This window comes from Desulfohalobium retbaense DSM 5692, assembly GCF_000024325.1.
Classification (GTDB): Bacteria; Desulfobacterota; Desulfovibrionia; order Desulfovibrionales; family Desulfohalobiaceae; genus Desulfohalobium; species Desulfohalobium retbaense.
Genome location: NC_013223.1, coordinates 1875383 through 1898151, shown reverse-complemented (window position 1 = coordinate 1898151; position 22769 = coordinate 1875383). Strand labels below are relative to the sequence as shown.

Genomic DNA, 22769 nt, shown 5'->3' with positions numbered 1-22769 from the left:
CTCATGCCGATCCGCCGAATTGTTCTGTTTGTTGTCCTGCTCTGTCTTTTCAGCGCCGGTGGCGCGATGGCTGAAATGACACCGGTCCGCCTGGCCCACGCCACCTGGGTGGGGTATGGACCGTTGTATATCGCCCAGGAAAACGGGTATTTCGAAGACGAAAATATCGATATGGACCTCTTTATCATCGAGGACGAGGCCCAGTACGCTGCCGCGTTGGCCTCGGGCAATATCGACGGCCTGGGCAACGTCATCGACCGTGAAGTCATCCACTTCGCCAAAGGGACTTCGGAAGTGGTTGTCTTTGCCATGGATGAATCCGCCGGCGGGGACGGGATCATCGCCACTGAGGAGATCCAGAGTGTTGCGGATCTGGCCGGCAAGGACATCGGCCTCGACAAATCCTCGACCTCCTATTTCTTTTTCTTGAGTATCCTGGATAAATACGGTGTCGACGAGCAGTCCATGACCTTCCACGAGATGGGCTCCTCCAACGCTGGCGCGGCTTTTGTGGCCGGCAAGCTCGATGCCGCAGTGACCTGGGAGCCTTGGCTCTCCAAGAGCGATCAGCGCGAGGGCGGCCACGTGCTCATTTCCAGTGCGGAGATGCCCAAGACTATTGTCGATGTCGTGGTTCTCAACAGCGACTTCGTGGCCGAGCACCCTCAGGTCCCCGCCGGTCTGACCCGGTCCTGGTTCCGGGCCATTGACTGGTATCGAGCCCATCCTGACAAGGGCAATGCCATTATGGCCGAGGCGATGGGGCTCAGTACCGAAGAGATGGCCAGCATGGCCGAAGGGGTCCGCTTTATCGGCGAAAAGGGGAACAAAACGTTTTTTGACCCCTCGACCTCCGGCAATATTTACGAGGTGGCAGACCGGGCCCTGGATTTCTGGCGCTCGAAGGGCATTATCCAATCGCCGGTCAAGGCCGAGGAATTGGTGACCTCCGAATACGTCAACCAGGTTGCTGACTAGTCGTATGGCTCAAAGCCGCCTCTTTGCAAAACACGGCAAAAGGACAGGGTTGATCGCCCTGTCCTTTTTGGTGTTGTTGGCCCTGTGGGCCCTGGCCGCCTATAGCGGCTGGGTCAAGGAATTGTTCCTGCCCCGTCCCGATGCGGTCCTGGGGGCATTTGTGGAGATGCACCGCGAAGGGGTCCTCCTGGCCTACACCTGGGCCTCGACGTACCGGGTCATGGTCGGCTGGGCCCTGGCAGTACTGTTTGGCGTTCCCCTGGGGCTGGCCATCGCCACGTCGAAGCGCACTGCGGCGATCTGCGCACCGCTGATCGAATTCGCCAGGTATTTGCCGGTGGTGGCTCTGGTCCCTTTGACCCTGCTCTATTTCGGGATCGGTGACGCCCAGAAATTTGTGGTCATTTTTCTGGGGACCTTTTTCCAACTCGTGCTTATGGTCGTCGATTCCGTGGCTGCTGTGCCAGCGGATCTGACCCGAGCGGCGGCCACGCTGGGGGCATCCCGGGCCCAGTCCTATCGTTTGGTGCTCTTTCCCGGCGCGTTGCCTGGTATTCTGGATAATCTCCGGATCACCATCGGCTGGGCCTGGACCTACCTGGTGGTGGCCGAACTCGTGGCCGCCAATTCCGGGCTGGGGTATATGATCCTGCGGGCCCAGCGGTTTCTGGCCATCGACCGTATCTTCGCCGGGCTGATCATTATCGGTCTGCTCGGACTGGCCACGGACTGTCTGTTCAAACTCCTCACCCGGCTGGTCGTACCCTGGAGCGAGAAACAGTGATGCGCCCACTTGGAGAAGGAACCTTCGCTGACTGTTGAAAAATTCCGTATAATGCAGGTCGTTCAAAAATCCCAAGGGACGGCGACACAACGTTCAAGTTCGCAGCGTACGTATCCGTACGTGCAAGGGGGAACGTTGTGCAGCAGCGAAGCCATTGGGAGATTGTCAACGGCCTGAGAGAACCGTTCACGGATTCGAAGGAAAGGAAAGGTATGCCGCTTTTGGCTTTGGATGCGATGGGGAAGGTTTTTGACTCCGCCAAAGGGCCGGTCCACGCCCTGGAAAATATCGACCTGGAGATTGCGACCGGGGAATTTGCCGTTGTGGTCGGTCCCAGCGGGTGTGGCAAATCGACCCTGCTCAATATCGTGGCCGGACTCGAAGAGGCCAGCTCAGGCAGTGTCCGCCTGCAGGGCCGGGAGATCACCGGTCCCGGCGCGGAACGGGGCATGGTCTTCCAGTCCTACACCCTCTTTCCCTGGCTCACGGTGCGCAAGAATATCGAGTTCGGTCTCAGACTCCGGCAGGTGCCGACCGCGAAACGGCAACGCATCGCCCGGCGGTATCTGGAACTGGTCGGGCTCACGGATTTTGAAAACGCTTTGCCCAAGGAGTTGTCCGGGGGCATGAAGCAGCGGGTGGCCATTGCCCGGGTGCTGGCCAATCAGCCCCAGATGCTGTTGATGGATGAGCCTTTCGGCGCCCTGGACGCTCAGACCCGGCTTATATTGCAGGAGCTTTTGCTCGATGTCTGGCGTGAAGAGGAATCGACCATCCTGTTTATCACCCACGATATCGACGAAGCTATTTTGCTGGCGGACACCGTCTATGTCATGTCCCGCCGCCCCGGGGCGATCAAAGAGCGTATCCCGATCCCCCTGTCGCGTCCCCGTGACCACGAAGCGACGCTTTCGCCAGAATTTACACGCATCAAGCGAGAGATCATGGGGCTGTTGTGGGAGGATATCGGCTGAGGCTCCGTCCGCCCCGCAGTCTTGAAGGTCTTTGCGCGATCGCATTCAGGTGAGACACGCAGAAAGCCCCCGGCGGGAGTCGCCGGGGGCTTTCTGCGTCCAAGCAGGCGGACAGAAGTTATTCGGATTGGAAATAGGCTGAGGGCTGCGCCCCGCAGATGGGACATTTCTCCTCAGGCTGGCCTTCCATGGTGTGCCCGCAGACGCTGCAGATCCAATAATCGACCTCCGGCAGGCCCGCGGGATTGTCCAGGGCCTTCTGGTAGAGTTCGGCGTGGACCTTTTCGGCTTCATTGGCAAAGCCGAAGTAGCGAGCGGCGGCGTTTTCCTTTTCGCTTTTGGCCTGTTCGATCATTTCGGGGTACATGGTGTTGAACTCGTAGCTCTCCCCGGAAATGGCGTCCTTGAGGTTGTCTTCGGTGCTGCCGATGCCCTTGAGCAGGCGGAGATGGGCGTGGGCATGGATCGTTTCGGCCCTGGCCGCAGCGCGAAAGAGTTTGGCCACCTGCGGATAGCCCTCTTTGTCCGCCTTCTCGGCGTAGGCAAGATATTTGCGGTTGGCCTGGGATTCGCCGGCAAAAGCCGTCTTCAGATTGTCTTTGGTCTGGGACATACATGCTCCTTTGTTGGACTGGTTTCGCGGCCAGTCGTTGAGGCGTTGCGTACGTTATCGAATTAAGAGAGGAATTTCACGATCTCAGTGAGAGGTAGCAGGACTCCGGAGAGGACACAAGACGAATTGTCCGCAGGAGATCTCAAGGGGGTGAGCACCGCGTTGCACACGCTTTAAATGGCAACAGAGCGGAAAAAGTAAGCCTTTTTATGAATTTGGGTGGGAATGGGAGTACGGGACAGGCCCAAAGCAAAGCCGGGACCCGATCAGGCCCCGGCTTTGCCCGGAAGGAGGATTGCTACAACAGAGGACAGGGCCACAGTGCAGAGGGAAAACACAATTGCAGAATATCAAAGTCCTTTTAAAAAAACAAGAATCCCGTTTGTGTGAAGCGATGGTTCCCCAGAGGCGGGTACCGTATGGTTGCCCTTTCTGGGCAGCGGCCGGAACCTGGTGCCTGCGCCTGAGATCGAGACCTCCCGAATGATGCCTTGTCTTCCTGGGCGTTGTGTTGCAATGCTTATATCCAATGCCGGGCCGGCGGGGCATTGATGCAGATCAAGGCAGTGTCACGCCGGTGCGGGAAGCGGTGGACACTGCTGGAATTATTTACCAAATGGATAGACATGGTATGCAAACGGTGGACAGGTTGCGCGAGATCGCTTTTTTCCAGGACCTTGATGCAAACCAGCTGGCCCTGCTGGCTCGCGAGGCCAGGGTCAAGGTCTTCAGGCCGGGGGAGATCATCGTCAGTCAGGAGGAGCCGGTCCGCGCCTTCTATCTCGTGCTTTCCGGACAGGTGAAAATCTACCGCAGTTCTGCGGAGGGCAAGGAGCAGACCTTGTATCTGTTCGGCCCGGGGGAGCCGTTTTGTCTGTGCGCGGCTTTTGAAGAGCAGGGATATCCAGCCAATGCCGCGGCATTGGAATCCAGCGAGATTGTGATTCTGCCGGGACGGACCTTTGAAAATCTGGCCCGGGAAGCGCCGTCGCTGATTTTTCCTATGCTTCTGGTCCTTTCACGGCGGCTCAAGGAATCCATGCAATTGGTGGAAACCCTGTCGCTCAAAGAACTGCCGCAACGGGTGGCGACGTTTTTGCTCCATGCCGCGCCACGGGTGGCTGACGGGGAGACCCTGGATATCCGATTGCCCCTGACCCATCGGGAACTGGCCAAAATGCTCGGAGCTACCCCTGAAGGACTCTCCCGGGTCTTCAAGCGGTTGCAGAATCGGGGGCTTGTTTCGGTCAACGGCCGGGCCATCCGGGTCCATGACCGGGCGGGGTTGGAACGTTTGAGCCACGGAGTGGAGTGAGTCGTGTCACCCAGAAGGGGCAAAGGGGCACGGAGCTGGATGGAGAGCAGAAAAAGGAGAACACCATGCGATTTTGTCTGTTTGCGTGGATAGTTGTGGGGGCGTTATTGCTGCCCCACGGCGTGTTGGCTGCCCCGGAGACTATCGTCCTGTTCCCTGAAGGGGGACAGGTGACGGATGTCCGCGAGATCGCCGGCGAGTCTCAGGAGATTGTCTGGGAACTTCGAGGGCAGGTCGCACCGGATTCGGTGCGGGTCCGCCTCCCCGACGGCGGGACCATTGAAGGGCTCCAGACGTCGCGGGTCGAACTTGAGGCCGAGGAGGTGGCCCCGGAGTTGGTGAGCAAGGTGGAGACCGCCAAGCGCCAGTTGGAGAAGCTTCGGGTCCGTCAACAGGCGGCCGAGTCCGAGGTCGCCTTGATTCAGGGGCTCGCTGATGCCGGTGAGGTCGACTGGGAACAGAGCACGTCCTGGCGGGAGCAGCTGGAGGCGGCCTTGCACCGTTCTTCGGCGCTCGGAGAGGATATCGCCTCTATCAATGCGACCCTGACCGCGGCCCAGGACGAAATCGATCGACTGCTGCAGCAGCCGCGGTGGCGGGTGCAGGTACGCATCAGCGAGCTTCCCGCCGGTGGGGCAGAGGCTGAGCTGCATTACCGACTGAACGACTGCGGCTGGGATCCGTTGTATCGTGTTGAAGGCCTCTCCGAGCAGGGAGAGGTCCGTTTTACCTGGCGGGCTCGAATCCATCAGCAATCCGGCCTCAAATGGAGCGGCGTGGATATGACTGTGGCCACGGTACCGCCGCGGACCCGTTTACGGCCGCCCGAGGTGCCGGACTGGATCATGCGCCCCCAGCCAGAGGTGCGCCCCATGGCCAAACAGGCCGGGGAGACCGCGATGCTGGCCGCTGAAGACTCCCGCAGTGCCCGCGCTCCACACCACACGGCTGCGACGGGATTTTCGCTGTGGCACGTCGGCCGGATGGATCTCGCGGACGGTGAACAGCAGGTGGTCACCCTTGAAGACCGGACCCTGGCGGCCGAGTTCACGCGTCTGGCCCGCCCGGAGCGCAGCAACCAGGTCTTTGTCCGCGCCGCCTTGGCTTCCCCGCTCGAGCGCGATCTGCTCCAGGGACCAGGACAGTTCTTTCTCGACGGGGTTTTTCTGCGCCAGCAGCGCCTGGACGCGGTGGGGCAGGAGCTCTTTTTTGGCACTGATCCCTTTGTGCAGGCCAAAATGCGGTCGCGAACCATTCAGTCCGGCGACGAAGGGGTTCTGGCCCGACGGCAGACCCGGCGTTGGGAATGGGATATCGCCCTGACCAACAAACGGCAGCGGCCCGTGGATGTCCGGGTGGAACTCGCCGCGGCCCAAAGCCGTCACGAGGATATCCGGGTGGAACAGGAGTTTTCCACACCAGCCAAGCGCCAGGAAAATCGGTACTTCCTGGATTTGACCGTGCCGGCGCAAGGCGAGCGTGAGGCGCGAATGACCGTGCGGGCCGAGGCGCCGAAAGACATGCCGGTCTGGTGGGGCCGATAAGCCCCCACCCCGGACAGTCACCCTGGATCCACGAGCCCATTTTGTGGCAGGGGAGACATCTTGACCAATTCTGATGCACCCGAGACGGAGGTCGGACCCCTGTCAAGGAGGAAGCCATGAGCTTGGATCGTCGTACCTTTTTGAAATGGCAGGCCGCCACGGCCTTGTCGCTTGCCGGTTCCTGTGCGGCGGGCCCCCTGTCGGTCTGGGCCCAAAAGCCCCCGGACCTGGCCGTGATTCAGGGCGGCCCGGAAGCGGCAACCCGTGCGGCTGTCGAGGCCTTGGGCGGCATGGGCCGTTTTGTCCGTCCCGGACAGCGGGTGGTGATCAAACCGAATATGAGCTTTGACAATCCCCCGGAAATGGCGACCACGACCCATCCCGCCGTGGTCAGCACCCTGGTGGCCCTCTGCCAGGAGGCCGGAGCCGATACGGTCATGGTCCGCGACCACACCTTGCGCGGGGTCGAGCAATGCCTGGAGCACACCGGCATCCGAGAGGCCTGCCAACCTTTGTCCGGGAGCGACGTGCGCGGTGTCAATGTCCCGGACGGGTTCGCGCCGACTTCGATTCCAGGGGCGACTCACTATACTGAAACCGCTGTCATGGGGGAGGTTCTGGAGGCGGACGTGCTCATTGCCGCGCCGGTGGCCAAACACCACGGCAGCACCGGGGTCAGCTTGTCCATGAAAGGCATGATGGGACTTATCTACAACCGGGGTGAGCTGCATTGGCGGTACAATCTGCACACGGCTATTGCGGATCTCATGCGGCTTTTGCGGGCGGATCTGACGGTGATCGACGTGACCCGGGCCTTGACCACCAATGGTCCCAGTGGGCCGGGCGAGGTCAAGCAGATGGATACTGTGGTGGCCTCCACGGACATGGTCGCCGCCGATGCCCAGGTCGTATCCATGGTCCCCTGGTACGGCCGCAACATCACTCCGGACAAGGTCGAGCATATTCGGGTGGCCCATGAGTGGGGCCTGGGCCGTCTCGATATCGATAATCTGCATCTGCACCGGGCGGCGGTGTGAACCGGATACGTCGCTGGTCGCAGGCAGGATTTCTGATCCTTTTTCTCGCCGGTGTTGCGCTGGCGTTCGGGGCTTTTGTGCCCTGGAGCCCGCTTGCCGCGTTCATCCGTCTCGATCCGCTTCTGTTTCTGGGCCAGGCCGTGACCAGGCTGGACTGGCCGCCGGGTCTGCTGCAGGTCGGTGTCCTGGTGGGAGTCACTCTTTTCCTGGGACGGATTTTCTGCAGTCATGTCTGCCCGCTGGGCACGACCCTGGCTCTGGTGGCCTGGCTGACCCGGGCGAAGCGGGGCAAGCGGTTCCAGCCACCCGAGACGTGGCGGCGGGGCAAGTATGTAGTCCTGATCGCCTTGATCGTGGCCGCTTTCTGGGGCGTGAACCTCACCCATTGGGGGGCGCCACTGTCCCTGGCCACACGATTGTATGCCCTGGTGGTCTGGCCGTTTGTCCAATTCGTGAGCGACAACACTGTGCTGCCGGGACTGACCCCGCCGGAGCTGGTCCGGGTGGCGCATAGCGGCGCCCTGCTCGTGCTGCTTGGCGGTATTCTCGGACTCTCGGTGCTGGTACCGCGATTTTGGTGCCGCTATCTCTGTCCGGCGGGAGCGCTTTTGGCGTTTCTCGGGCGCTGGTCCCTGGTTCGGCGTGGGGTTGGGGAGCACTGCACCCATTGCGGCCGGTGCGCCCAGCAGTGCCCGGTGGGTATCGGCGAAGACGGGGCTGTGGCGGCGGGAGAGTGTCTGAATTGCGGTTTGTGCGTGGCGCAATGCCCTGAAGAGGTCATCGGTTTTCAGACCGGGGGACAGCAGCGTGCGCCGTTTTGGCCCCGGCGCCGTCAGGCGCTCGGGGCAGCGCTCGCAGGGACGGCTGCGGCCTTTTTTGCCGGGACCGGACTGTGGGCCTACCGCGGCGAGCGGGAAAAGGGCCAGCCTGTGGCTGAAACCCTGGTCCGTCCGCCGGGAGCGTTGCCCGAGGGGGCATTTCTCGATCGGTGTGTCCGTTGCGGGGCCTGTCTGCGGGCGTGTCCGACCAATATGCTCCATCCCCAATGGGGCGAACAGTCCGGACTGGGGGCCTTCGCCCCATTAGCCGTGGCCAGGCGAGGGCCGTGCGAAGCGCGCTGCACAGCCTGCGGCGAGGTCTGTCCCACCGGAGCCATCCGGTCCCTGCCGCTTACGGAGAAGCTCTGGGCCAAAATGGGCACGGCGCGTCTGCTGCCCTCCAAATGTCTGGCCTGGGAGTGGGACCGCTCCTGTCTTGTCTGTGACGAGGCCTGTCCCTTCGGGGCCATCGATCTGCGCCGGGAACCGGGGCAGAAGGTGGCCGTGCCCTATGTCCTGGAAGACCGTTGTACCGGTTGCGGCGCCTGTGAACACGCTTGCCCGGTGCAGGGGCAGGCGGCCATTCAGGTCACCCCGATGGGGGCCCTGCGCTTGGACAGCGGCAGTTTTCGCCAGCGCGGCCGCCAACTCGGGCTGGACATCAGCCGCACTCATGACAAAGACCGCGCTCTTTCCTCCGATCCTCATTCAGCGCCCGACAGCGGGCAGTTGCCGCCGGGGTTCTCCTCCTAGCTGGCCTTTACCAATCTCCCACTGGCCGCAAAGCTGCAATACGTTCAAACAGCGAGCACCGCGTCATTCCACGCTTCTTGTTTGTGAGAAATATTCTCTACGTCGTTTTGTGCGCTTTTGCCGAGAGCACGCCGTGCCCCACGATGTGATGGGCAAGTACCTGGCACGGTCTTTGTCTAGGCGGATTCGCCGTGACCGGTCTGGGTCGACAGGACGCGGTCCTTGAGCACTTTCTGGTCGTAAGCTTTGAGGACATCGTCCTTGGTCAGAATGCCGACAACGGTGTTGTCCTGGTCCACGACCGGAAACATGGAGTAGTGGTATTCCTCAAAAAGGTGCAGGGCTTTCTCGACGCTGTCGTTGCGCTCGACGGTGATCACATTCCGGCTCATCAGGTCCCCCGCGCTCAGGTGGTCCTTGTTGGCCTCGAATTGGAGCAGGGCCTTGCGCAGGTCCCGCAGGGAGAGCACACCGGCGAGTTTGTTCTGCTCCTGTTCGACCACGAAGTGGGGAAAGGCGGTTTGCTCCGTGGCCGCCACGATCGCTCCCAGGGTCGCGGTGATGGGCAGCCGGGGCACACTGCGGCGCATGACGTCGCAGACGCAGAGATTGCGCAGAATGCCGACGTCGTGGCCGCGGACAATGTCCATGCCGTTGCGCAAAAGCTTGAGTTCGTAGACGGAGACCCCGAACAACAAGCGGACCACCAGCGTCGCGCTTATGCAGGCGACCATCAGCGGCAAAATGATCTGATAGTGCAGGGTGAGTTCGAAAATGGTCACAATCGCGGTGATCGGGGCCAGTGTCGTTCCCGAAACCACCGCACCCATGCCGGCCAGGGCAAAGAAGGCCGGGTGGAGATCATGGGCCGGCCAGACCACAGTGGCCCCAAGCCCGACTACGGTGCCCAGCGCCGCCCCCAGAAAAAGCGAGGGGGCGAAGATGCCGCCGCTCATGCCCGAGCCGATGCAGATGGCGGTGGCCGCCAGTTTGGCGGCCAGAAGGACCAGTGCCATTTGCAGCGGCAGTGAGTTGGCCAGGGCGTCGTTGACCGTCTCATAGCCCACGCCCATGACCTGGGGCAGGCTCAGGGCCAGACAGCCCAAAAGCAGCCCGCCGATGGCCGGGGAGAGCCATTGGGGCAGGCGCAAGCGTTGGAAGATGTTTTCCGTGGCGAAAATGCTGCGCACAAAGACGATGGACACCAGACCGGCGAGGATCCCCAGCACGAGATAACCGAGCAATTCCGAATAGCTGCCGAGTTCAAACGGCACGACGCGGAAGGCCGGAAAGTCGCCCCAGAAGATCCGGGAGAGCACCGAGCCGGTGATGGCGGCGATCACGATGTGGCTGATGTAGGAGACCTCGATATTCATGAGGATGATCTCCAGGGCGAACAGGGAACCGGCGATGGGGGCGTTGAAGGTCGCCGCTATACCGGCGGCCGCGCCGCAGGCGAGGCAGAGGCGTCTGAGTTCCGGGCGCAGACCGAAGAATTGGGCCAGTGAGGACCCGACCGAGGATCCGATTTGGACGATGGGACCTTCGCGGCCGACCGAGGCGCCGGCAGCCAGCAGCAGGCTGGTGATCAATCCCTTGAGGAAGGTCACCCGGTGGCGGATGGTGCTCTGCCGGGTGGTTACCGACAGGATGACTTCCGGTACCCCCGGGCCCCGGGCCTCGGGGACAAAAAAGGCAATAACCGGTCCGACGACGAGTCCGGCCAGGGTCGGTACGAGCAGGACCATCCACCACGGCGCGGCCTGGACCTGTTCGACGAGGGAGGCCCCGCCGGGCCACAAAAGGAATTGGAACCCTTCGATACAGGACCGGAACAACAAGGCTCCGACCGCGGCCAGAAACCCGATGGCCACGGCAAAGCCGAGCAGAGAGATGTCCAGGGGTTGGGCCCCGGAAAACGGGGGGCGCCAGCGGGTCCACAAGGAGTGCAGGAAAGAGAGAAAACGCATGGTTGCTCGCTGAATGTGCTGTTTGCCGGCATTGCATTCGGCCGGGGGATTTGCCCTTGCGTGTGCAGTACACAGATGCTACCCGCGGAGCCTGCGTTTGCCAACGAACAAAATCCGTCAGGAGTAACGAATGATTTCAGCGCGTACGTGCCAAGTGCACAAAAAGCTTGCCATTTTCGGTGCGGCCCTGCTCGCGGTCTGCCTTCTCGGCGGCCTGAATGCCGCAGTGGCCCAAGACAAGGGTGCGGATTCGGCCCAGAAGCAGGAACTCCAGCAGGCCCAGCAACAGGCTGAGCAAGCCACAGCCAAGCTGCGGGAGATCCAGAAGGTCGTTGTCAAGAATGACTCGGCCCTGGAAAAGGAGCAGCAGGATCTGATGGCCCTGCAACAGAAGAAGATGGAGCAGTATACTTCCGAAAATGCCACCAAGCGGGAAAAGATCATGGCCCTGCTCAAGGTGCGCCGGGACAAGGAACTGCAGCAAAAGCGCCAGGCCTTCAATGAAAAGCTGGTCAAGGCCATGAAGAAAGAAGATCCGAAAACCGAAGACTACATCGCTGAACTGCGCAGCGCCCGGAAAAAGATCATGGAGATCCGCCGGGCCCAGCAGGGCGGTCAGCAGAAGATGATGCCCAAAAAACAGGCCCAATAACCGGGCCGTTGGTTGGGATGGAAAAGCCCCCGGGAGCAGGAATGCTCCCGGGGGCTTTTTTTTTTTGCATCCTCTGGCCGGATCCGGATCAGTAGCCGCCCTGGCCGGGTAGGGTGTACATGGTGGTGCTGCCGCTGGACCAGAGACTCAAGCGCCCCTCGTTGACCATCTCGGTTACCACTTTTTTGGCCTGGCGCGGCTTTTCATCCAGGATCTTGGCCAGATCGTTAAAGTAGAATTTGGACTTATTGGACGATTTTTTCTGGAGTTCGGCCTCGAGCTTGTCTTTGGCTTCCTCGCCCAACATACCGGGTACTCCTTTTCCCGCGCCCTCTGGCCAAGGCGCCAGACCCGCAGGCGCGGCATCGGGCATTTAGCTGCTAGTCCTTGAATTGCTTGGCTTCGTTTTCAGTCAGGTCTTCCATGGGCATATCGCAGCAGGTCAGGTCTCCGTCTCCAGCCTGCTTGACCTCGACGACATTGCCACACAGCGTACAGCGGTAAAATTCACCTTGAGCGGGCATAAGCTCCTCCTTATTTGAACTTTTTGGGGTTCATTGCAGGACCTAAACGGCACGCCGGACAGCGTCAACAGCAGATTTTCAACTCGGAGGATTATTGATGGGAAATACAGGTTTCTCCTCCTGAGACAGGAGACACCGTTCTGCCTTGACGAAGATCTTTTTCCAAAAGGGATAAGGCGTCTGCTGCGAGTCACGCCAGGAGCCGGTTCCCTCAAATTCCAAAGGGCGCAAATCATCGAGAGCGTGGGCCCCATGCTCTAAGCCAGACCGCGGCCAAAATTTGAGAAACAGGAGAATGAGGGAAGGTCATTTTTCATTGGGGCAGAATAGCGCTTTCCGTCAGGTACTCCTGGACCCGGCCCAAGGCGGTGCCAAACATTTTGGCCCCCACTAGCGAAGCGAAGGCGTCTTCGGAATTGCCGCAGAGTTCAGCAAACGCCGGCCCGATCACATTGACTGGTTCGGTGCCTTGCGGGGCTTGACCCATGGCCTGGAGGTAGGTGTCCAGGCGCTGCTTGAGAAGCTCGAAATAATCGAAGTCCTGTCCGGTGAACAACTCCGCGCTCTGAGACAGGGTTGTGGCAAATTCCCGAACCGGTTCCCAGAAGGAGCGCAGAATCTGCTGCTTCAGAGGGCTTTCTTCCAGGTAGTAGGCAATGGACCAGCCGACACTGATGATCTTCAAAAGCTGGAGTTCATATTCCACTGTATTGGCCGCGGTCTGTTCGGATTGGAAGACCGTCTCCACAAGCCATTTCATGTCCTCCCGGTCAACGGCATAGTTGAAAAGGTCTTCTCCGGCGGCTTCCGGAAGCGAGGGCGTCTGCTCACTGGACATACATGTTTCCTGCTGGTTTTTCGGTTTGCGGTGTGCATTCACGATGTTGGCAGTCCAAGGGACAGCGAAGGCCACCGTGTTGCGCGAGAATCTTACAGCTTCGTCCGGCATCCGACAAGGCAAAAGCCAGAGGGAACAATATGAACCGGCCGGCCCAAAAACGGACCGGCCGGAAGAAGACCCTCGAGATATTGTCGCTGTTGATGTCGTTTATTGGGATTGACTCTGGATGTTTTGCCAAAAACTGCACAAATAGTCCCCGCATTCTGAAGTATTGACCGTGGCCAGTCGAAGTTGCAGGAGCTGCTGCTGGAGAGACCCACCGCTTCGGAAGCAGATATGTCGATTGTCGTATAGGGATGCCCTGCGACTGAAGCAGTTCACTTCTCGTCCAATTTGTGAGACTAATAATTCGTGCACAAGCGAAGCGTTTTTTTGTGTGATTTTGACGCCATAGATATGGACAGGGTAGATTGTTCCACCACAATCCTGCATCAAGATGACGTTTTGATCGGTAACGTCGACAATTTTTCCTTGAAGACATTCACCGTTCGCCGATAGGGCGAATGACAGAAGCGCCCCAAGAAGAAATACGAGTCCAACAAAACTCTTTTTTGATGTCCGCATAAGCACATCCTCCCTCCATTAATGTGTCTGATATCTTGAGGGTCTTGAAAAGAATTTGCCCTGATTGAAAAAAATGCAGTGTGTAAAAACTTTTTTAGGTATTTTACAATTGATTTTTGTCATCTTTCTGGTAACAGATAGGATACTGCAAAGTGAAAAATACATTTTTTTTCAAAAAAGCGTCGAAGTGCTCTTCCGAGCTATGTGAGGGGAGAGCGCCTCCATATGCCCCGGGCGGAAGGCCCTTCGCTTTCAGGTTTCGTCATCAGGCAGCCTCTGATCAGCGATGGAACTGGAACCGATCCAAGTGCCATCAGCCCGGGGGAGAGGAGAATCATATGTGCCCGCAGGCTACCAATCAGGCGAAATTTGCCCGGCCGGCCCTGTCCCAGGTCGTGCCCCGGGCTCGCCTTTTTGACCGCCTCAGGGAGCATGGGCGGTCCTCTTTTCTTTGGATTGCCGCCCCGGCAGGCTTCGGCAAGACTACCCTTGTCGCGAGCTATCTCGAGGCGCAGGAGGTCCCATCTGTCTGGTTCCGTCTGGACGGTGGGGACGGGGATCCAAATTCCTTTTTCCTGACTCTGGAGCAGGCGGTGCGGTTGGTGTTTCCCGATGCGCCGGCATGTGTCGGGCCTCGCTTTGAACAGCCCCTGTCTTCTTTGTCCCGGAATTTTTTTTCGCACCTCTCCCTGGTCTGCGCGCCCCAGACCTATCTCGTCTTCGACAATGCTCATGAACTCGAGGACAGCCACGAATTTTGGGAAATGCTCAGCACCGGCCTTGCCTGCGCGGGTCCAGCCCTGCGGGTGGTGTTTATGAGCCGCTCCAGCCCCCCGGATCCGTTTGTCACTCTTCTTGCCAGTGACCGGCTCCGGGAACTGCCGGCCGAGGAACTCCGCCTCAATCGGGAGGAAGTGGTGGAAATGGTCAGACGGGACCCGCCCCAGGCTGGTATCGGCAGTGCACTCATTCCCAATCTTCTTGCGGCCTGCAACGGGTGGGCGGCCTGTTTGCGGCTCGTTCTGCGCCATTTGCGGTTTGCGCCGTTATCGGCCCAATGGGTTGATCTGGACCGGCCGCCACCTGAATTGGTGACCTATTTTTCGACAGAACTGTTCCAGGCCATCGACCCTGATTTACGCTGCTTTCTCCTCAATCTGGCGGTTTTTCCCTGGTTTGACGCTGACATGGCCACACGTCTGACTGGGGTGGCGGAGGCCGCGTCCATTTTGGAGCGGATGGCCGGGGAGAGTTTTTTCACCTCAGTGCACCGTTCGGCCCCGGATGCGCCTTCCATCTATATTTTCCATTCCCTGTTCCGGAATTTTCTGCGCGTCGAGGCCAGAAAGATCTTTTCTTCTGAACAGTGGCAGGACCTCTTCCAGCGCGCCGGGAGGCTGTTGGAAGAGGCTGGGGATGCAGAAGCAGCCATCAACGCCTACAGTGCAGCCGGGGACACCGAAGCCTGGGTGGCGACCGCCTTGCGACACGCTCCGTCCTTACTCGCCTCGGGGCGGCACAAGAATCTGGAGCGGTGGCTGGCTCCCTTACCGGCGCAGTGCCAAAAGCGCTGGCCGTGGACGGTTTTCTGGCTGGCCGGCAGTCGATTTCCGGAATCCATTGCCCAGAGCAGGGACCTCTACGCCCAGGCCCTGGATCTGTTTCAGGATCAGGGAGACCACCGGGGGATGCTTCTGGCCTGGGCGGGGCGGATGGCCTGTCTCATCCATGGCCAGGCGCCGCGGCCCGCTGTCGTTTCGGCTTTGGAGCTGTTCGACACCGACCTGACCACGTTCTATTCCCTGGAGAAAGACGAATGGACCCGGGCCGTGGTCGCTGCAGCGGTGTTTCTGGCCAAGGTCCTCTGTGCCCCTGAACCGGAGACCATCCGGTGGGGTGAGACCGCCCTCGGCTTCGCAGAGCGTCTTCAGGCAAAAGACCTGCTCATTCACGTCTGTTTCGGCGCTGTGTTGTATTTTTTGCCTCGCGGGGAAAACGAACGGCTGGCGGGCCTGATCACGCAGGTACGATTTCAGTGCTCCGTGCCAGCGTTGCCGGCGTTGCCAGCTGCAACGCTGCTGGCCACGGACATGCTGGGACGGATGACCCAGGCCCGGGAGGAAGAGGCCCTGGCCTTGGCGACACAAGGATTGCAGCTTGTGCGGCAAAGTGGGGTCACCCTTTTTGAGGCCTTTTTTTTGGGCTATAGTGCGGCCTGTGCCATGAATACTGGAGATCTTGAGGCGGCCGAGCGTTTTTTGGACTCGATGGCCAAGGCTTCGCTTGCGACCCGGCGGTGGGACCGTTCACTGTATTGTTTTCTCAGCGCCCGGTTGTCTCTGCTCCGGGGAGCCTATGCCGATGCTGAACGGTGGGTTCGTCAAGTGCTCGACCGGGAGGAAGACGAGGGGCCCCTTGGCACCCTTTGTCTGAGTCTGGTGGGCGCTGCCCAGATCGCTTTTTGTCTGGGATGGAGGGAGCAGGCGGAAGAACGACTCGCCCAGGCCGGCGTTTTGGCCCGCCAGTATCAGTTCACGCTTGCCGAATGGGCTGCGGCAATGGCGCAGGCGTATTGGGCGCTGGCCGAGGGCGACCGTGACAGCTGCCGCGCCGTATTGAAGCCGGCGCTCGCTCTTGGGCGGCGGAACATGCTGTACGTCACGCTTGTCGATGTCCCGGCCCAACTCGCCGAGGTCTGTGTGGCGGCTTTGGAGGAGGGGATGGAAGTCCCGTATGTCCAACGCCTGGTCAGACAACGGCGGCTGCTCCCGTCCCGTCCGCCTCTGCATGTCCAGAACTGGCCCTGGCGGTACCGGATTTTTACCCTGGGCGTGTTTGCCGTGCAGCGAAATGAGCGGGAAATGCGTTTCGGCGGAAAAGCGCCGCAGCAAACCCTCAATGTGTTGAAAGCCTTGATCGCCTGTGGGCGTGAACAGGTTCCCTGTCACCTGCTCAGTGATCTGCTCTGGGAGGAAGCGCCAGGTGACGCCGCGCACAACGCCTTGAAGACCCAGGTCCACCGACTGCGCCGGCTGTTGGGCGACCCCAAGGTCCTGACCTGGCAGGGTAAGCGGCTGAGTCTGGACCCCTCACTGGTCTGGGTGGATGTCGGGGCCCTGAGCAGCATCTTTGAGCGGTTCGGAAGCGGGGAACTGGCCCTCGCCCCAACCGATGTCGTGCGGCTGGTGTTGGATCTCTATAAAGGACCGTTTTTACCCGAGATCGAGGAGAGTTGGGTCTTTGAGCCAAGGCGGAGGTTTGCGGCGTTGTTCAGCCGCGTTGTGACCGCACTCGGCCGGAGACTGGAGGAGACGGGGCAATGGATGGAGGCGCTTTTTCTCTATAGTCAGGCCCAGGAACGGGAGGCGAATGGGGGGAGGTGGGACAAGCGGATCGAGTACGTACGGGGCAAACTCAACGGGGGAGCGCTTTGATTCGTTCCGGAAAATGCTTAAGGCCGCAACTTTTTCAGTTGGCTGCCAGGCTTGAGCTTGTGTCGCTTTGCTCTACCATGGGGAGATTGGTAACGAAGGCTAGAAACCGAGGCCGTATTTCTGATCAACGACTGCATTGGCAAAAGCGGTCCGGGCGAGGGCGTCCATTCTTCTGCCGTTTTTGCGGCACCAGTCGCAGAAAGCATCCGGATCGATAGTGACCCGCTCGACCTTGTATTGTCGTCGCGAGAGGGCTGTTGCAGCGTCCTCAGAGGCGGTCAGCCAGTCTTCATAGGATGTTTGGAATTCAGCCCCGTCATCAAAGATGTCTTTCAGGCGGTCGTAATCTTCGCGCCGATACCACGGGATGCCGATAGGGATTTGCCAGGACGACATGGCCCACCTCTGGGTTGTGAATAGCAGTTTAAAACAGGAGCACGGATATGGAAAAGAGGCGCTAGACAAAGAAAAACTCTTGTCTGCGCCCATGGCGTCCAGGATGTTTGCAATCGGGGGCAAGGTGCCAGAGCCCCCGGGGTGAAAGGCGGTGTTTTACAGCGCAACATCCCGCTCAAGACGCGCATTTTCAAAAAAGAAAAAGCAGAAAAAAAATTGTGCATCATCGGCGTGGCACACAGCTTTGTCCCCATTATGCGGACAATGAACACGACCTTGAACATAAAGTCAAGATGGATTCCACTGCTTTGGGCCATTGGGTCGCCGGACAATCGTCCTGGGGGCGGCAGGTTTTTCTCTGGATAAAAGCCCCGATTCTGCATGCGATTGCAGAACCGGGGCTCGAATGCGGTGTGTTCAATGGAAGCGCAGCGCGTTGTGCAGGCGGCTCAAAGATTCCAAACCGACCGGGAGACTCCAGGCTTTTTTGCGCCCCATCAGCGCCACTGTACCTGCAATTCCTGCCTGGGGGGAATCCGGCGGTAGGAGAAGCGGGGGACGCCGAGCATGAGAGCGCCGTAGACACGATGCCCTTGGGGAAGGTCCAGGACATCCACGAGAGGCTGATACTGCTGGGCAGCGGTCATGAAGAAGCCGGCCCAGCAGCCGCCCAGACCGAATGCCGGGGCGGCGGCCTCGATATGCGCCAGGGCAATCGAGCAGTCCTCAACCGGTTTGAGAGCCTGCTCCGAAGCATGGGCGACTACCAGGCAAGGGGCGTGGCGGTTGATCATGTCTTTGCCGTTGTCAAAGGCGTGCACGATTTCCGGGAGGAGGTTCTTGTGCCGCATCCAGTCCACGACCAGGCGCGCCAGATTGTGGATGGCCTCGTGGTCCTGGAAGACGATCCAGTGCACCGGCTGGCCGTTGCGGGCTGACGGCGCCCAGCGGGCAAGATCCAGCAGCGATTCCAATGTCGGCCGGTCCACCGCCTCCTCTTTGTAGACCCGAATGGAGCGGCGGCTGCGAAAATGGTAGAGGATCTGCTCTTTGGAAGGAGCCCATGTTCTGTCCACCGGGTCGCACCATTCAGGGCCTTGGCCGTCGAGGCTGATGGCCTCGCCAGGACAGATGGCCACGCAATGGCCGCAACCGATACACAATTCACCGGCGCCATCCACTATTTCGGGGATCCCGTCGGGGTGGTCCCGGAAGAGCCCAAAGGGGCAGGTTTGGACACAAATCCCGTCTTGCAGGCATTTTTCAGGGGTGATTTGGATTTGGTGCATGTCGTTGCTCCTTGAGGCTGAGGTTTGCAGGCCCAGTGTGGGATGGCTCGTCACGTTTTGCAATGAATAGCGTTGGCAGTGGGGTCCAGAATGGGGAAAGACCCAGCTAGCCGGTTGGTGGTCTCGCGTATACACGGTATTGGAGCAAGAGCGTATGGGACGTCTGGTGATGGCAATTGGTGTGGGAATCGTGGTTGTCGGGGCGGTACTGCATTTCGCGCCCTGGCTTTTGAACTGGTTTGGAAAACTGCCGGGGGATATCCGGTTTGAAGGCGAGCGGACCAAGGTGTTTCTTCCTATCACGTCGATGATCGTGATCAGTCTCGTGGTCAGTCTGCTGCTCAATATTTTCCGGCGCTGAGGCGGCAGGGACCCGCTTGGGCCGGGATGCGGCAAGCACAAAAAAAGGGTTTCAGCAAAGAAGCTGAAACCCTTTAATAATATGGCGGAGAGGGTGGCAACCAAAAAGGGCTTTTAATGCTTTAGAATAATGAAATAAGTCAAAGAACTTCTTTTTATGTTACTCACAAAGTTACTCACATTGGCGTGCGGCTAGTGAGTCATTTGCCCTTCCCGAGAAGTGGCTAAGGCCTTTCAAATTTCCTCCCTTCTAGTTTTTCTACGTCCTGTCTTCAAGCTCTATTTCTCCCTGTCGTTGCTTGAAATCATTCTTCTTGGCTGGTAGCAACCAATGCTGATTATCCGGAAACCCCTATTTTTTCGGAGGCAGCATGGCACAAAAGCTTGATGTACCAAGCGCTCAGACCTCGTGGGAAGATGTCGCCTACTCGAATATGATCCAGACTGAAGCTCTGGCTCAGCTTCTGGTTGAAAAAGGTATTTTGACCAAGGATGAGTTTAGTCGCAAGGTCGAAGAGATTCACGCCACCTTCATGGCTCAGCAACCCCACCCTGGGCAAAGCGAGGCCTGACATCTCAGATCTTTCCTTGGTGTATATCTGTGCGTTGCTCCATCCTCTAAGTCAGCCAAACGAGGCGCCCATGGCTCCCTATACGTACATCGATCCCCAAACCGGCCTTTTGAGATCCACCAAGCGGTATCTTGAAGCAGGGGCAATGATCCAGAAAGTCCGGCGGACCCGGAAGATGCTTCAGACCATGTCTAGAGAAGATTTGGATCTTTACGATCTCTCTGGGGTGCTGGACAGCACTCTCAAAGAGGCCCAGGAGATGCTCAAGGAGTTCAAGTATGAGACGCTTTATGGCTAATCCCCTGATTGCCTTGGGAAGATTTGTCCTTGTCTGGTTTATCATCCTTCTCTCCCCGGGCCTGGTTTTTTCCTGGACAGGTAAGGCGGTCCATATCAAAGACGGCGATACGATCGTGGTCTTACGAGACCATACTGAGGTCGACGTGCGCCTGTATGGTATCGACTGTCCGGAAAAACGCCAGCATTTTGGGACCAGAGCCAAGCGGTTTACTGCTAAGATGGTCGGTATGCAGCGCGTGGAAGTCCAAGAAATGGATGTTGACCGCTACGGTCGCGTGGTCGGCCTTGTCGCCTTGGCCGGTTCAGGGGAAAGTCTTAATGCGGCATTGCTCTATAATGGCCTAGCCTGGGTTTATCATAAGTATTGCGGACAAGATTTTTGTGGCCGCTGGATCACCTTGGAACGAAAGGCGAAGCTCGCCAAGCGGGGGCTGTGGGGGCAACCAAATCCGATCCCCCCTTGGGAGTGGCGGCATGGTGGCCGTTCTGGTAGCCAGAGTAGAAGCGGGGCTGGTGGCGACAAGGATTGTAGCGATTTTTCGACCCAGGCCCAGGCGCAGCGGTTCTTTGAGGCCCATCAACCCGGCGACCCCCACCAGTTGGACGGAGATGGGGACGGGCAGGTGTGTGAGGGGTTGCCGTGAGTCGGGTTTGGTGCGAACCTTGAGCTGTCAGCTCATTGCCGCCAGGTTCGCGACGTAGTCAAAACAGGGTGTTAGAGAGGAATTCTGGTTCTTTGACAATTGAATCGATTTTTTTGAAAAAGGGTTCGCGGTGATAGGGCCGAAAACCCGGTTGCAAAGCGAATTTCTCGGCTAAGCGTCTCAACCACACTGCAAAGTGTGGCCCCATTGAAGCTGGTTCCAGCCGCCGGGGGTGCTCCAGTTGACGAAGTCTCAACCACACTGCAAAGTGTGGCCCCATTGAAGCATCTACACGCTGTTCCACCATGTTCCGCTGCTCTGGTCTCAACCACACTGCAAAGTGTGGCCCCATTGAAGCACCGATTTCACCGCCCTGACCAATGACGGCGACAAGTCTCAACCACACTGCAAAGTGTGGCCCCATTGAAGCGACAAGAACGACAGGTCCCTGTTCAGGGCCGCCGGTCTCAACCACACTGCAAAGTGTGGCCCCATTGAAGCTGGTTCCAGCCGCCGGGTGTGCTCCAGTTAACGAGTCTCAACCACACTGCAAAGTGTGGCCCCATTGAAGCCGGCACATCGGATGCGACCCCTTGGGCCGGGGCAAACGTCTCAACCACACTGCAAAGTGTGGCCCCATTGAAGCTTCATCACTGCGTATTTTGTGGGCCGCTCCCATCGTCTCAACCACACTGCAAAGTGTGGCCCCATTGAAGCACGGTTGGCGAGTCGGTCAGCAACGGCTCTGGCGTGTCTCAACCACCACCAACATGTCTCAACCACACTGAAAAGTGTGGCTCCATTGAAGCGTCACCGGTGCGCTGCCACCTGAGCCGTGCGTGTAGGTCTCAACCACACTGAAAAGTGTGGCTCCATTGTTCCCAGGCCGTTCCGTGAACAGAGGATTTTATTCCAGCGGCTGGAATAGTCCCAAGCCAAAATGGCCCCGTGCGCCAAGCGCAAAAGGGCCAGGTACCGGTGAGTCGAATCGCAGGATGCACCCATGCCCGCGGAAGGGGCGTTCCTCTCTTTTGCCTCGGGTAAATTCCATCCACCTGATCGGCTGGGGGCCGTTCATGGTCCACTGAATCCAGTTGACCTCTTGTGGCTGTGGAAGAAAATGGAAACGGCATTCACGCTTTATCTCCCCGGTAAGCCACCCCCAATATGTCCCTCTGCCTTTGCGAAAATGCCGAGCTGTGACAAAAGGGGTAACACTAATCCAGGTTTTTGCATGTTTGGGGCGTGCGTTTTTCTGGACAGATGTCAGGATTAGGCTTGCATCTGGTTTGCCATGGGGCTGCCAGATGGAGCGCAGTCGATCCAGAGCCATCAATTCTGTGGAATCAAACGGCTCATCGGCCGTAATGAGTAGATGGTCAATTCGTCCGTCGTTGTCTTCGTCAAGGGGGAGAAAAAAGGCGTGTTTATGGTTTTCAAGCGGTAGCCCATCAAGATTTTTTCCACTAAACTTGGCTGAGACCTTTTCTGGATCATCACCCTGGGTCTTTCGGTGTATCCCCATCAATTTGGCCCTGACCCGTTCAGCAAACAAGATCGTTTCCCGGACATGAGGACGGACCTTTGAATGCACAGCGTATTTTATATGCCGGTAGTCGCGTTGTGTTCTCGCTCTGGTTTCCTCAAGGGAGGACTGGTTAAGCTTGGAGCGTTTCCGGGCATAGTCAACCCAGGCTAGGGCAGGGGGAGTACTCCAGCCCTGCTTCAACAGATCCTGCGTCGAAAGGCACAGGGCGTCAAACCAAGACACCCGTTCACTCACAGGTAGGGCTTGGTAATCCCCTTTGGGTAGTACGCAAGCGAGTTTTTCGATTTCATACTGGGGGTCCTCAGGGGCCACATCACTCGGCAGGCAATCCCATTCTGCGACTTCGGGGAGGTCCTTCAATCCTACTGATACCCAAGATTCAGACCTACCTAGATAATTGATTTCAGCCACGAGTGCTGTCAAGTCAGATCGCGTCTGTGCGTCCAACTTATGGTCAAAGGCTATGTAAAGTATTTCTTCCCGTCCTAAAGCCACAAACGAGTCGAAAATTTTTTGTTTTTTGGAAGCATCCTTTTGGTTGCTGCTCATAAAGGAACGGATATGAGCTGTTGTAGCTGGTGGCAATGTATAGAATGGCTTACCGCTGATTGCCACTAGGACGGCTTCAATCCTTGATTGGGACCAGTCAGGGAAGCGGCGTTTTTGGATGTCGATAAGCGTCCTGGCGAGCCTGTACGGCGAAGGAGGCCATTCCGCCTCACCTTCGTTGACATTGCGTCCCCATGGATTGGCGTGATATCGTCCTGCTGGAAAAGAGAATTCAAGAGCCAGCATACC

At 58.7% G+C, this 22769-nt stretch carries 21 protein-coding genes and 1 CRISPR repeat array; of the genes, 13 read left to right on the top strand and 8 right to left on the bottom strand.

The annotated features are described in order from the left end of the window. Positions 1-3: 3 nt before the first annotated feature. The 3 genes from DRET_RS08200 to DRET_RS08190 all read left to right on the top strand — a co-directional run bounded on the left by DRET_RS08200 (position 4) and on the right by DRET_RS08190 (position 2736). Positions 4-978, top strand: coding sequence for an ABC transporter substrate-binding protein (locus DRET_RS08200; RefSeq protein WP_015752074.1), 975 nt, complete (start codon positions 4-6; stop codon positions 976-978). Between the two features lie 4 nt (positions 979-982). Then, on the top strand, positions 983-1762 hold the full coding sequence (locus DRET_RS08195) for an ABC transporter permease (protein WP_015752073.1): 780 nt from the start codon (positions 983-985) through the stop codon (positions 1760-1762). Between the two features lie 212 nt (positions 1763-1974). Then, complete coding sequence (locus DRET_RS08190) at positions 1975-2736, top strand: ABC transporter ATP-binding protein (protein WP_015752072.1); 762 nt, start codon at positions 1975-1977, stop codon at positions 2734-2736. A gap of 118 nt (positions 2737-2854) precedes the next feature. Here DRET_RS08190 and DRET_RS08185 read toward each other — a convergent pair whose 3' ends face one another. Further along, positions 2855-3349: a rubrerythrin family protein gene (locus tag DRET_RS08185; protein WP_015752071.1), complete on the bottom strand. Its 495-nt coding sequence runs from the start codon at positions 3347-3349 to the stop codon at positions 2855-2857. A 631-nt stretch (positions 3350-3980) separates the two neighbouring features. Between DRET_RS08185 and DRET_RS08180 the strand changes: the two genes are divergently transcribed. From DRET_RS08180 to DRET_RS08165, 4 genes are all read left to right on the top strand, one after another. Next, a complete protein-coding gene (locus tag DRET_RS08180; protein ID WP_015752070.1) occupies positions 3981-4664 on the top strand; it encodes a Crp/Fnr family transcriptional regulator in 684 nt (227 codons plus the stop codon). Between the two features lie 65 nt (positions 4665-4729). After that, positions 4730-6208, top strand: coding sequence for a DUF4139 domain-containing protein (locus DRET_RS08175; RefSeq protein ID WP_015752069.1), 1479 nt, complete (start codon positions 4730-4732; stop codon positions 6206-6208). Positions 6209-6324: 116 nt separating this feature from the next. Beyond that, positions 6325-7245: a DUF362 domain-containing protein gene (locus DRET_RS08170; protein ID WP_015752068.1), complete on the top strand. Its 921-nt coding sequence runs from the start codon at positions 6325-6327 to the stop codon at positions 7243-7245. After that, entirely contained in the window at positions 7242-8816 is a 1575-nt protein-coding gene (locus DRET_RS08165) for a 4Fe-4S dicluster domain-containing protein (RefSeq protein ID WP_015752067.1), read from the top strand. The genes DRET_RS08170 and DRET_RS08165 overlap by 4 nt, the downstream gene beginning before the upstream one ends. A 176-nt stretch (positions 8817-8992) precedes the next feature. On the opposite strand, the gene DRET_RS08160 is transcribed toward DRET_RS08165, so the two are convergent. Continuing rightward, positions 8993-10786 (bottom strand): chloride channel protein, encoded by a 1794-nt coding sequence (locus DRET_RS08160; RefSeq protein ID WP_015752066.1) that lies wholly within the window; start codon positions 10784-10786, stop codon positions 8993-8995. 130 nt (positions 10787-10916) lie between these two features. Between DRET_RS08160 and DRET_RS08155 the strand changes: the two genes are divergently transcribed. Then, positions 10917-11438, top strand: coding sequence for a hypothetical protein (locus tag DRET_RS08155; RefSeq protein WP_015752065.1), 522 nt, complete (start codon positions 10917-10919; stop codon positions 11436-11438). An 88-nt stretch (positions 11439-11526) separates the two neighbouring features. Here the strand turns inward: DRET_RS08155 and DRET_RS08150 are convergent, their stop codons facing one another. From DRET_RS08150 to DRET_RS08140, 3 genes are all read right to left on the bottom strand, one after another. Beyond that, positions 11527-11745: a dissimilatory sulfite reductase D family protein gene (locus DRET_RS08150; RefSeq protein WP_015752064.1), complete on the bottom strand. Its 219-nt coding sequence runs from the start codon at positions 11743-11745 to the stop codon at positions 11527-11529. Positions 11746-11818: 73 nt separating this feature from the next. After that, positions 11819-11962 (bottom strand): desulfoferrodoxin FeS4 iron-binding domain-containing protein, encoded by a 144-nt coding sequence (locus DRET_RS08145; protein ID WP_015752063.1) that lies wholly within the window; start codon positions 11960-11962, stop codon positions 11819-11821. A 313-nt stretch (positions 11963-12275) separates the two neighbouring features. Beyond that, entirely contained in the window at positions 12276-12800 is a 525-nt protein-coding gene (locus DRET_RS08140; protein WP_015752062.1) for a hypothetical protein, read from the bottom strand. A gap of 965 nt (positions 12801-13765) precedes the next feature. Between DRET_RS08140 and DRET_RS08130 the strand changes: the two genes are divergently transcribed. Next, positions 13766-16861 carry an AfsR/SARP family transcriptional regulator gene (locus tag DRET_RS08130; RefSeq protein WP_015752060.1) on the top strand — a complete coding sequence of 1032 codons (3096 nt, stop codon included), beginning with the start codon at positions 13766-13768 and terminating at the stop codon, positions 16859-16861. Between the two features lie 99 nt (positions 16862-16960). Here DRET_RS08130 and DRET_RS08125 read toward each other — a convergent pair whose 3' ends face one another. Continuing rightward, a complete protein-coding gene (locus DRET_RS08125; protein WP_015752059.1) occupies positions 16961-17257 on the bottom strand; it encodes a hypothetical protein in 297 nt (98 codons plus the stop codon). Between the two features lie 497 nt (positions 17258-17754). After that, on the bottom strand, positions 17755-18546 hold the full coding sequence (locus tag DRET_RS08115) for a nitroreductase family protein (protein ID WP_015752058.1): 792 nt from the start codon (positions 18544-18546) through the stop codon (positions 17755-17757). A gap of 154 nt (positions 18547-18700) precedes the next feature. Between DRET_RS08115 and DRET_RS08110 the strand changes: the two genes are divergently transcribed. The 4 genes from DRET_RS08110 to DRET_RS08095 all read left to right on the top strand — a co-directional run bounded on the left by DRET_RS08110 (position 18701) and on the right by DRET_RS08095 (position 20422). Further along, a complete protein-coding gene (locus DRET_RS08110) occupies positions 18701-18907 on the top strand; it encodes a DUF2905 domain-containing protein (protein ID WP_015752057.1) in 207 nt (68 codons plus the stop codon). Positions 18908-19277: 370 nt separating this feature from the next. Further along, on the top strand, positions 19278-19478 hold the full coding sequence (locus DRET_RS08105) for a hypothetical protein (protein WP_015752056.1): 201 nt from the start codon (positions 19278-19280) through the stop codon (positions 19476-19478). 70 nt (positions 19479-19548) lie between these two features. Beyond that, entirely contained in the window at positions 19549-19776 is a 228-nt protein-coding gene (locus DRET_RS08100) for a hypothetical protein (protein WP_015752055.1), read from the top strand. Next, on the top strand, positions 19757-20422 hold the full coding sequence (locus DRET_RS08095; protein WP_015752054.1) for a thermonuclease family protein: 666 nt from the start codon (positions 19757-19759) through the stop codon (positions 20420-20422). Before DRET_RS08100 ends, DRET_RS08095 begins: the two co-directional genes overlap by 20 nt. A 177-nt stretch (positions 20423-20599) precedes the next feature. Beyond that, a CRISPR array of direct repeats spans positions 20600-21304; the repeat unit is 37 nt; unit sequence GTCTCAACCACACTGCAAAGTGTGGCCCCATTGAAGC. 25 nt (positions 21305-21329) lie between these two features. Here the strand turns inward: DRET_RS08095 and csb2 are convergent. Further along, a complete protein-coding gene (gene csb2 / locus DRET_RS08090; protein WP_015752052.1) occupies positions 21330-22766 on the bottom strand; it encodes a type I-G CRISPR-associated protein Csb2 in 1437 nt (478 codons plus the stop codon). Positions 22767-22769 lie beyond the last annotated feature (3 nt).

Coding starts and splice junctions, on each gene's coding strand:
- DRET_RS08200 (WP_015752074.1), top strand. CDS start 4: ATGCCGATCCGCCGAATTGTTCTGTTTGTTGTCCTGCTCTGTCTTTTC.
- DRET_RS08195 (WP_015752073.1), top strand. CDS start 983: ATGGCTCAAAGCCGCCTCTTTGCAAAACACGGCAAAAGGACAGGGTTG.
- DRET_RS08190 (WP_015752072.1), top strand. CDS start 1,975: ATGCCGCTTTTGGCTTTGGATGCGATGGGGAAGGTTTTTGACTCCGCC.
- DRET_RS08185 (WP_015752071.1), bottom strand. CDS start 3,349: ATGTCCCAGACCAAAGACAATCTGAAGACGGCTTTTGCCGGCGAATCC.
- DRET_RS08180 (WP_015752070.1), top strand. CDS start 3,981: ATGCAAACGGTGGACAGGTTGCGCGAGATCGCTTTTTTCCAGGACCTT.
- DRET_RS08175 (WP_015752069.1), top strand. CDS start 4,730: ATGCGATTTTGTCTGTTTGCGTGGATAGTTGTGGGGGCGTTATTGCTG.
- DRET_RS08170 (WP_015752068.1), top strand. CDS start 6,325: ATGAGCTTGGATCGTCGTACCTTTTTGAAATGGCAGGCCGCCACGGCC.
- DRET_RS08160 (WP_015752066.1), bottom strand. CDS start 10,786: ATGCGTTTTCTCTCTTTCCTGCACTCCTTGTGGACCCGCTGGCGCCCC.
- DRET_RS08155 (WP_015752065.1), top strand. CDS start 10,917: ATGATTTCAGCGCGTACGTGCCAAGTGCACAAAAAGCTTGCCATTTTC.
- DRET_RS08150 (WP_015752064.1), bottom strand. CDS start 11,745: ATGTTGGGCGAGGAAGCCAAAGACAAGCTCGAGGCCGAACTCCAGAAA.
- DRET_RS08145 (WP_015752063.1), bottom strand. CDS start 11,962: ATGCCCGCTCAAGGTGAATTTTACCGCTGTACGCTGTGTGGCAATGTC.
- DRET_RS08140 (WP_015752062.1), bottom strand. CDS start 12,800: ATGTCCAGTGAGCAGACGCCCTCGCTTCCGGAAGCCGCCGGAGAAGAC.
- DRET_RS08130 (WP_015752060.1), top strand. CDS start 13,766: ATGTGCCCGCAGGCTACCAATCAGGCGAAATTTGCCCGGCCGGCCCTG.
- DRET_RS08125 (WP_015752059.1), bottom strand. CDS start 17,257: ATGTCGTCCTGGCAAATCCCTATCGGCATCCCGTGGTATCGGCGCGAA.
- DRET_RS08115 (WP_015752058.1), bottom strand. CDS start 18,546: ATGCACCAAATCCAAATCACCCCTGAAAAATGCCTGCAAGACGGGATT.
- DRET_RS08110 (WP_015752057.1), top strand. CDS start 18,701: ATGGGACGTCTGGTGATGGCAATTGGTGTGGGAATCGTGGTTGTCGGG.
- DRET_RS08105 (WP_015752056.1), top strand. CDS start 19,278: ATGGCACAAAAGCTTGATGTACCAAGCGCTCAGACCTCGTGGGAAGAT.
- DRET_RS08100 (WP_015752055.1), top strand. CDS start 19,549: ATGGCTCCCTATACGTACATCGATCCCCAAACCGGCCTTTTGAGATCC.
- DRET_RS08095 (WP_015752054.1), top strand. CDS start 19,757: ATGAGACGCTTTATGGCTAATCCCCTGATTGCCTTGGGAAGATTTGTC.
- csb2 (WP_015752052.1), bottom strand. CDS start 22,766: ATGCTGGCTCTTGAATTCTCTTTTCCAGCAGGACGATATCACGCCAAT.